The sequence below is a fragment of the Ideonella azotifigens genome, from assembly GCF_006519715.1.
GTDB classification, from domain to species: Bacteria; Pseudomonadota; Gammaproteobacteria; order Burkholderiales; family Burkholderiaceae_C; genus Ideonella; species Ideonella azotifigens.
The window spans coordinates 1-7416 of sequence record NZ_VIDT01000246.1; the positions used below are offsets into that span (position 1 = coordinate 1).

The 7416-nt window shown below is 63.8% G+C and carries 10 protein-coding genes and 1 pseudogene; 4 read left to right on the plus strand and 7 right to left on the minus strand.

Annotation, left to right across the window (positions count from 1 at the left end; genetic code table 11):
* Positions 1-556, plus strand: a 556-nt coding sequence (locus tag FKP22_RS15535; protein WP_141288377.1) for a TolC family protein, incomplete at its 5' end; no start/stop codon positions are given.
* A gap of 90 nt (positions 557-646) precedes the next feature.
* Here the strand turns inward: FKP22_RS15535 and FKP22_RS15540 are convergent.
* The 4 genes from FKP22_RS15540 to FKP22_RS15555 form a co-directional block, all read right to left on the minus strand.
* Positions 647-934 carry a DUF6881 domain-containing protein gene (locus FKP22_RS15540; RefSeq protein ID WP_211361421.1) on the minus strand — a complete coding sequence of 96 codons (288 nt, stop codon included), beginning with the start codon at positions 932-934 and terminating at the stop codon, positions 647-649.
* Between the two features lie 125 nt (positions 935-1059).
* Complete coding sequence (locus FKP22_RS15545) at positions 1060-1359, minus strand: hypothetical protein (RefSeq protein ID WP_141288378.1); 300 nt, start codon at positions 1357-1359, stop codon at positions 1060-1062.
* A 26-nt stretch (positions 1360-1385) separates the two neighbouring features.
* Positions 1386-1787, minus strand: coding sequence for a type II toxin-antitoxin system MqsA family antitoxin (locus FKP22_RS15550; RefSeq protein WP_141288379.1), 402 nt, complete (start codon positions 1785-1787; stop codon positions 1386-1388).
* A 43-nt stretch (positions 1788-1830) separates the two neighbouring features.
* Complete coding sequence (locus tag FKP22_RS15555; RefSeq protein WP_141288380.1) at positions 1831-1983, minus strand: type II toxin-antitoxin system MqsR family toxin; 153 nt, start codon at positions 1981-1983, stop codon at positions 1831-1833.
* Positions 1984-2116: 133 nt separating this feature from the next.
* Here FKP22_RS15555 and FKP22_RS15560 point away from each other — a divergent pair.
* Positions 2117-2547, plus strand: a pseudogene (locus tag FKP22_RS15560) (DUF1801 domain-containing protein).
* 56 nt (positions 2548-2603) lie between these two features.
* On the opposite strand, the gene FKP22_RS15565 reads toward FKP22_RS15560, so the two are convergent.
* Positions 2604-3494 (minus strand): haloalkane dehalogenase, encoded by an 891-nt coding sequence (locus FKP22_RS15565; RefSeq protein ID WP_141288381.1) that lies wholly within the window; start codon positions 3492-3494, stop codon positions 2604-2606.
* A 175-nt stretch (positions 3495-3669) separates the two neighbouring features.
* Positions 3670-4077 (minus strand): DoxX family protein, encoded by a 408-nt coding sequence (locus FKP22_RS15575; RefSeq protein ID WP_141288382.1) that lies wholly within the window; start codon positions 4075-4077, stop codon positions 3670-3672.
* Positions 4078-4170: 93 nt separating this feature from the next.
* On the opposite strand from FKP22_RS15575, the gene FKP22_RS15580 reads away from it, so the two are divergent.
* Entirely contained in the window at positions 4171-4575 is a 405-nt protein-coding gene (locus tag FKP22_RS15580; RefSeq protein WP_141288383.1) for a winged helix-turn-helix transcriptional regulator, read from the plus strand.
* Between the two features lie 295 nt (positions 4576-4870).
* On the opposite strand, the gene FKP22_RS15585 is transcribed toward FKP22_RS15580, so the two are convergent.
* Positions 4871-6790, minus strand: coding sequence for a carboxypeptidase-like regulatory domain-containing protein (locus tag FKP22_RS15585; protein WP_170200921.1), 1920 nt, complete (start codon positions 6788-6790; stop codon positions 4871-4873).
* A 288-nt stretch (positions 6791-7078) separates the two neighbouring features.
* Between FKP22_RS15585 and FKP22_RS32120 the strand changes: the two genes are divergently transcribed.
* Positions 7079-7416, plus strand: a 338-nt coding sequence (locus tag FKP22_RS32120; protein WP_170200922.1) for a winged helix-turn-helix domain-containing protein, incomplete at its 3' end; no start/stop codon positions are given.

Genomic DNA, 7416 nt, shown 5'->3' on the forward strand with positions numbered 1-7416 from the left:
GCGCCGCCTGGCTGCCAGCACCGCGCAGATCGGCCAGCAGCAGGCCGGCTACTTCCCCAAGCTCAGCCTGCTGGGCGACATCGGCCTGGGCGCCACAGACCCCGACCAGTTGCTCAGGCAAGGCAGCCTGGTGCTGCTGGGCGCGCCCTACCTGTCGTGGAACGTGCTGGACTTCGGCCGCACCGCAGCCGCCGTACGCAAGGCCGAAGCCGGCCGGGACGAAGCGCAAGCGAGGTACGAGTCCACCGTGCTGCAAGCCCTGCGCGACGCCAACGTGGCCCTGACCCGCTACGGCCACCAACGCGAATCGCTGCGCAGCCTGCTCGCCCAGCAAGCCTCCGCCGAACGCAGCCTGAAGCTCACCACCCAGCGCCGCCAAGCCGGCACCGCCAGCCAGCTGGACCTTCAGGACGCCCAGCGCACTCTGCTCGGCGTCCGCCGCGACATCCTGGCCGCCGAAGCCACCCTGCTGCAGGACTTTGCAGCGTTGCACAAGAGTTTGGGGCTGGGGTGGGAGGCTGATGCCGACGCAGTTGCCAAGGCGCCGGCTGACTGAGCGACCAATACACCGTCCATTGCCGCAACGACCGGCACACAGCGAGTGCGCCAGTGTCCGCCGCATGGCGTGAGGTGTGAGTCGCTGCGTTCAATCATCAGCAGCGGGCACATGCAGACGCCACAGCGCCTCGAAAACGGATTCGTCGATCAAGGTCCCGCGAAACTCTGGATCTTGATTGATCTCTGCCAAGGGAGGCACTTCCATTTGGCCGAGCTCGGTCCCTGAACTTGCCTGACGTTCATTCGCGAAGCCAACGGCGCCGCTACGGAAAAACTCCAGCTTGCGCGTCTCATACCGTTGCGCGTCAAGTTCCGAGACAAGGCGAACCGGTGAATCGGCCAGTTCGTGGAGCCAAAGCACATCGATGTATTCCACAGGACCTCATCAGAGAAAAACGGGGTCAGCGCAATGTTGCTCATGTTCCCGCCGGGGCGGCCTGACGCAAAGCAGCGGGTTCAGGGACGACGACCTCACCGTATGGCCCAGATTGCGACGGCCGTTCAACGCGAGGCGTAGAACATGCCCACGCCGACCGCGATTGCAAAAACAATCATCACCGCGCCCATGCCGATCGTCCAGGTCGCATCGTCGCGCACGTCATCCGTGGCCGTCGACCACAGCCGCTCCGCGATGGCCGGCCCGCCAATCAGGCCGACGAGCGCACCGATCAGTGCGCACCATCGCACCGGTCCATGAATCGACCAATGATCGAGGCCATGACGACCCAACAGGTCGAAGCCCAGGTAAAGCATGGCGCCTGCTGCCGCACCCAGCAGAGTCGAATAGACACGGCTCAGCATCCCCGCCCCTTCCACTTTCCGCTCAATCAGTTCGCCCTGACCTCGTCCAGCAAGTCAGGATGTCGGTCCAGAATCTTCAGCAATTGCACCAGTGCCAGTGGCGGTCGGGTCTTGCCTCGCTCGTAGCGGGAAAAGGCATTGATGCCTCCGCCGAACAGTTCACCCGCTTCGCGCTGACCCAACTCCAGCTTCTTGCGCACCTGCGCGATGTAGGTGGGCGACACGTAGGCGGCGTTCACCTGCTGGCGAAACTGTGCAGTCAACGCGCCATAGCGGTCGTCTGCGCCACGATCCAGCACAAGCTCGCCGCAGGCCGGGCAATGGTCACCTGCAACGGCGGGAATCAGGGTCGTTGCTGCTTTGTACGTGTACGGGACATCTCGTGTGTCGTGCACCAGTTCAGCGGCGCCACAGTTCGGGCATTTCATGATGATCGGCGTGAGTCGTCATGCTCTTGTAAAAGTGAGTCGATTACAGACTGAGCACCACTTCGCACATGGCGGCCAATGTGGAGATGCCCAGTTCACCGGCACCATCCATCGCCGAACGGGTGGCCCTCACCTTGTCGGCGCGGACGAGCGCATGTACAAGCTTCAACTTGCAATGAGGTCTGCCTTTCTCCATTTGAAAATTCTAACCTAGTTGGTTATTTTTCTGACAGCGGAAATTCACAGTCTGATCCGCCAGGATGCCTGGCGCAGGCGTGCCACTGCGATCCAATCGGAAGTGGCCGAAGGTCTCGTCGCGGCTTTCGTTCATGCCTGACAGTGCAGCGAAGCCCAAGGCCATGACGCGAACCCTGCTCTCCGGCGGCAACCCACAAATTGCCAAGGCCGATGGCGATGCGCCGGTGCAGGCGTACATCGAGGCCATGCCGGGTTGGAAGCGGGACATCGGGCAGCTGCTTAATGCGTTGGTCATGCAGCAGGTGCCGCATGCGCGCAAGGCCGTGAAGTGGAACTCGCCGTTCTATGGCGTCGAAGGCCAGGGTGGTTCCTGGCGTTTCATGTGTTTGCGCGGTTTGTGAAGGTGAGTTTCTTCAAGGGCACCTCATTGCAGCCGATACCGCCCGGCGGTACCGGCAAGGACGCGCGCTGGATCGACGTTCATGAGGATGATTTCGATGAGGTGCAGCTGGCGGCGTGGATTCAGCAAGCGGCCGGCATGCCGGGCTGGGGCAAGTCGTAGCGGGGCTGTGCGGCTGCGCATTTTGGAAGCGCTCGGTGCCAGACCGGACCCTGGTGTCAGCTGCGCAAACGGCGCACGAAAGCGGCAATCGCCTCTCCCACTTCATCCGGCGAGGTCTCTTGGAGGTAGTGGCCGCCCTTGACCGTGACTTCGGTCTGGTTGGGCCAGGTTTTCACAATGTCGTACAGACGGCTCGTCAGGAGATAGCCGGGTTCGGACCGGATCAGTAGCTTGGGGACCTCGCTCTGGCCGAGCCAACGCGCATAGTCCTCCGCGATCTCGACGGTGTGCGCAGGCTGTCCTTCGAGCGGCAGGTCGAACGAGATCAGGGGCCGTCGATCCTCTCCGGGATGGAGAAAGGGAGCCCGATAGTGAGCCCTCTCTGCTGCGGTGAAGTCGCGGGCGCCCAGCAGAAAGCCTTCAAGGAAATCCAGGCCTTGCAAACTGGCCTCCAGCCCTTCTGGCGTCATGTGCTTGAGTTGCGCCTGCACATGCTCGGGGAAATCGGAGACCAGCAACGGGGACACGATGGATTCCATGTAGACGATGCCCTGGACACGCTCACGATGCTGGTTCGCCCAGTCGAAACCAAACATGGACCCGGTGTCGTGCAGGACGAGGATCACCTCATCGCCAAGATCCAGCGCGTCCCACAGCCCATGCAGATACTTGCGCTGCTCGCTGAAGCTGTAGCGTGACGCACCCAGCGCCGGGTCGAGCTTGTCGGAATCGCCCATGCCCATGAAGTCGGCGGCAATCAAGCGCCCCAGCCCCTTCAAGTGAGGCATGACGTTGCGCCAAAGGTAGGACGATGTCGGGTTGCCGTGCTGAAAGATGATGGGCGGGCCTTCGCCCTCGTCGATGTAGGCCATCTTGTGCCCGTGAATGCCGAGGTACTTCTTGGCCGCGAACGGCTGCTCCGAGGATCTGGCTTGGTATGACGTCATGTTTTTCTCCGTTGATTGGGCTGTTGGGTTGCGGTCGCAGTTCAGCGTGCGGCGTCGATGACCATCCCGCCATCGGTGACGTCGCAGCGCATGCCGAGCGCCGTGCCGCCGTCAGCCTTGATGTCGGCGACGAAGGCATCAATGTTTTCCCGCGTCAGCGACAGGACTGCCCGCTTCAGTTGGGCGATGCCTGGATCACCGCTACAGGCGCGTAGGGTGAGGGAAGTTCGCGAGCGGCGTTCTGCGTCGCGAAGGAGCCGACCAGCAGCAGCAGTCCGGCGGCAGCCGGGATTGCGCCTTTGGGCTTGCGAACACCGAGGTGCGCCAGCCCGGACAGGATCAGGTGGTAGAAGATGCCGGCGTAGGCCAGGTCACTGAGCGCCACGTTGAAACGCCAAAGAATCGCGGCAGGCCCCAAGACCTTGACCGCGATCATGAAAGGCATGAGGTGAGCGGCCGAGTAGCCAAGGTCCGCCTGCGCCTTTCGCACAAAGTCGCCCTTGGCGATGTACAGGGAGGCGGAAACGAAATACAGCAGCGACAGCAGCGCGGTGCTGATCCAGTAGATGTAGGGGGTGGCCACGGCGTCTTGCCAATCAGCATTCAAGTTCAACATGCAGCAAGAATGTCGACTAAGATAAATATTGACAAGTAGGATGAATAAATGCCTCCTAGTATGGAAAACCTGACTAACGGCGATGGCGAAGTCAACATGCACGAAGAGATGCGCCGCGCATTCGCCCTGCTTTCCGGCAAATGGAAGCTGGAAATCATGTGGCTGTTGAATCAGCGCATGTACCGCTTTGGCGAGTTGCGAAAGGCCATTCCAGGCATCACCCAACACATGCTGACGGCTCAACTTCGCGAAATGGAGGCAGACGGATTGGTGTCGCGCACGGTGTTTGCCGAAGTGCCTCCGCGTGTCGAATATGAAATGACACAAAAGGCTCGCGGGCTTGGCCCGACGATGCAGGCACTGACGGCCTGGTGGAGCGAGCACGGGCAAAGCGTGCCGGTCAAGCCCTCCGCGCGTGGCCGAAAGACCGTAGCACCCAGGTCAAGCCACATCCATCGAACTTAAGCCAAGTCAGCCCTTGTAGGCAAAACGAGGATGAGACTTGACGCGATCAGTTCGGCGAGGTGTGGACCGTCCCGCAATGAATCGCTGGGGGTTGGCGGCGAGGCGAGCCGGGGCATCTTTGACGAGCCCGAGCACATCGCCGACCCGCAGCAGCACAGCGGGCAGCGCGCGCTGCAGGCAAATCCGGTGGATTGTGGTGCTGGGCGGCGCATGGGAAGGAGGCCAGGTCGAAAAGCGCCGCAATGAAAAACGGGGGCGCGAGGCCCCCGTTTTCATTGGCGAGGCCTCGGCTGCCTCAGGGCACGATCGCGAAGATCTGCTGGTTCCAGGTTGCGGCAGGCTTGAGCGGCTGGTCGGCCGGGGAGACCCAGATCGCCAGGCCGCCGCCTGCGTAAAGCGGCTCGTCGGCCAGGTTCACAGGCTGCGACATGACCCGCGTTTCACCGGGCTGCAGCGTGACGCGTTGCGGCACGAAACCGGCCTTCTTGCCAGCGCTGAAGGCGGTGATCTGCAGGAAGCGCGAGTCGCTGTTGGCCACGCTGCCGGTGCGGTCGCTCAGCACGCGGATCCACGCGTCCACGGTCATCGGTGCCGTGGCGTGGTTGGTCAGGCTGTAGCCGATGGTGCAGGCGTCGCCCAGGCGCACGGGGTACTGCACCAGGATCTCGGCCGGCATGCCGTAGCAGGTGGTCACGTCCTGGATGGTGATGCTGCGCGGCTGCGTCTGCACCGGGGCGAGCTTGACCGAGTTGACCGCGTCATAGGCGAAGGCCTGGCTGTAGGCCTGGTCGTAGGCCGAGTCGTCCACCCACACCTGGTAGCGACCAGCCGGCCAGGTGGGCGCGTCCTTGAAGCTGTAGCGGCCGTTGGCCAGCGACTTGGTGCTCAGCGTGGACTGGGCGCACACGGTGTCGGCGTTGTCCCAGCACCAGCGCAGGGTCAGGTGGGCCGAGACCGGCTGGCCGCTGGCGTCGACGATGCTGCCGCTGATGGCACCGGAATCTGCCGCCGTGGCTTTCGCCAGCGTGATGCGGCGGGCCCGCTTCAGCGAAGCGTGCGGTTGCGGCCACAGCGGCGAAGCGGTGCCGGTTTCGGTGATACGCCAGTCGAAGCCGGGGAACATGCCGACCAGCTCGGTGGGATGGTCGGCCAGCGCGGCATACAGCATGGTCGTGCCGGCGATGCCCGAGGGCATGCTGGCCACGCCCAGCGCCTGCTTGACCTTCAGCTTCTCGCCGGGCTGCAGCTCGATGCGCTTGGCCTGGCGGCCGCCCTTGCCGGCGTCCAGCTCGACCGCCTCGATCGCGCCAATCGTCTGCGACACGACGGTGTGGGCCCACACGTCCATGGCGACTGGTGCGCTGGTGGTGTTCTTGACCTGGTAGCTGAACTCGCACTCGCTGCCGGCCTTGATGTAGGTGCAGGCGCTGAAGTCGCTGAAGCCCACGGGCAAGGACGGGGGTTTCAGCTTGAAGTTCAGCGTGACCAGGCCGGCGTCGGGGCCCAGCGTCATGACCTTGGTGTATTTCGGGTCGTGGAAACCGTTGGCCGACATCTTGACCATGTATGAGCCGGTGGGCAGGTCGCCCAGCGGCAGGTAGTAGCTGCCGTCCCGGTCCGAAGCGTAGGCGGAGTTGACGGCCTGGGTGCAACTGGCCGGGTCGCTGCTGGTGCAGGCCAGCAGCGTGACCAGGGCCGAGAAATAGGCCGGCGCGGCGCCGGTGCTGCCGTCCAGCACGGTGCCCACCAGGTAGGCATGCCGCGGCGCGCCAGCGATCATGCGATAGCTGCCGAATTCGGCAGGCAGCCCGTGAAAGGACCAGTCGCCATAGCCAGCAGCGGCGAAGACCAGCTTGCCATCGGCCGGCACCATGCCCATCACGGTCACGTTGTTGGCCGCGGAGACCAGGCAGGTGTTGTCGACAATGCCGGCCATCATGTCGTTGCCAGGCGTGCTGCTGTCGCGCACGACCTCGACTTCCATCCATTTGCCGGGCTTGCCGGTGAACTGGAAGTAGTCGACGTCGCCTTCGGTAATCTGGCCGGTCAGGTCTGCGCCGTTGGACAGCTTGCCCAGCAGCTGCGCGCTGGCGCAGTCGTTGTTGGGCTCGGTTTCAGTCGAGGCCGCGTGGGCGGCGAACGAGGCGGTGGCCATCAACAGGCTGGCGGCCAGCCCGGCCGGGCGGAGGCGGCGAGGGAACGGGAAATACAACATGGTGGCGAGGCTGCAAGAGCTGGGGGAAGTGGCCAGTGTGTTGGCCCACCGCTTGCAAGGCACCCGCCTGGGGCTATGTTTTTTCTTGGTTTTGGGCAAGCGGGGCATCGGAAGCGCCCCGGAGGCAACGGAATGGCAACGCCAGCACCGAGACAGCCCTGTTTCGCGGACTTCTACCGCTGGCGGCTGGTGCGTGCCCAAGCTCGCCGCCGCTGGCGCCAGGAGCCGTGCGGTACGCTAGGCTTCCCCTCACTCGATTGGCATGGTGGCGTAGTTTTGCTGGAGGACATGGACACGGTTGCCGACCCGGCCCCCCAAGCCCATCTGCGGCAATGGCAGATCGGGCGGTTCGTGTTCGATCCTGCCGCGCGCACGCTGTGTGCCGACGGCGCCAGCGAGCGCATTTCCGGCAAGGCGGCCCGCGTGCTGCAACTGCTGGCCGAACATGCTGGCCAGGTCATCAGCCGCGAGCAACTGATCGCCGAAGTCTGGGACGGCAATGCCTACACCGGCGCCACCGCACTGACCCACACCGTCTCGCAGCTGCGCCGCAGCCTGCGCGCGACGGAACCGGACGACGCGCCGATCGAGACCATCTCCAAGTCAGGCTACCGCCTGCTCTGGCC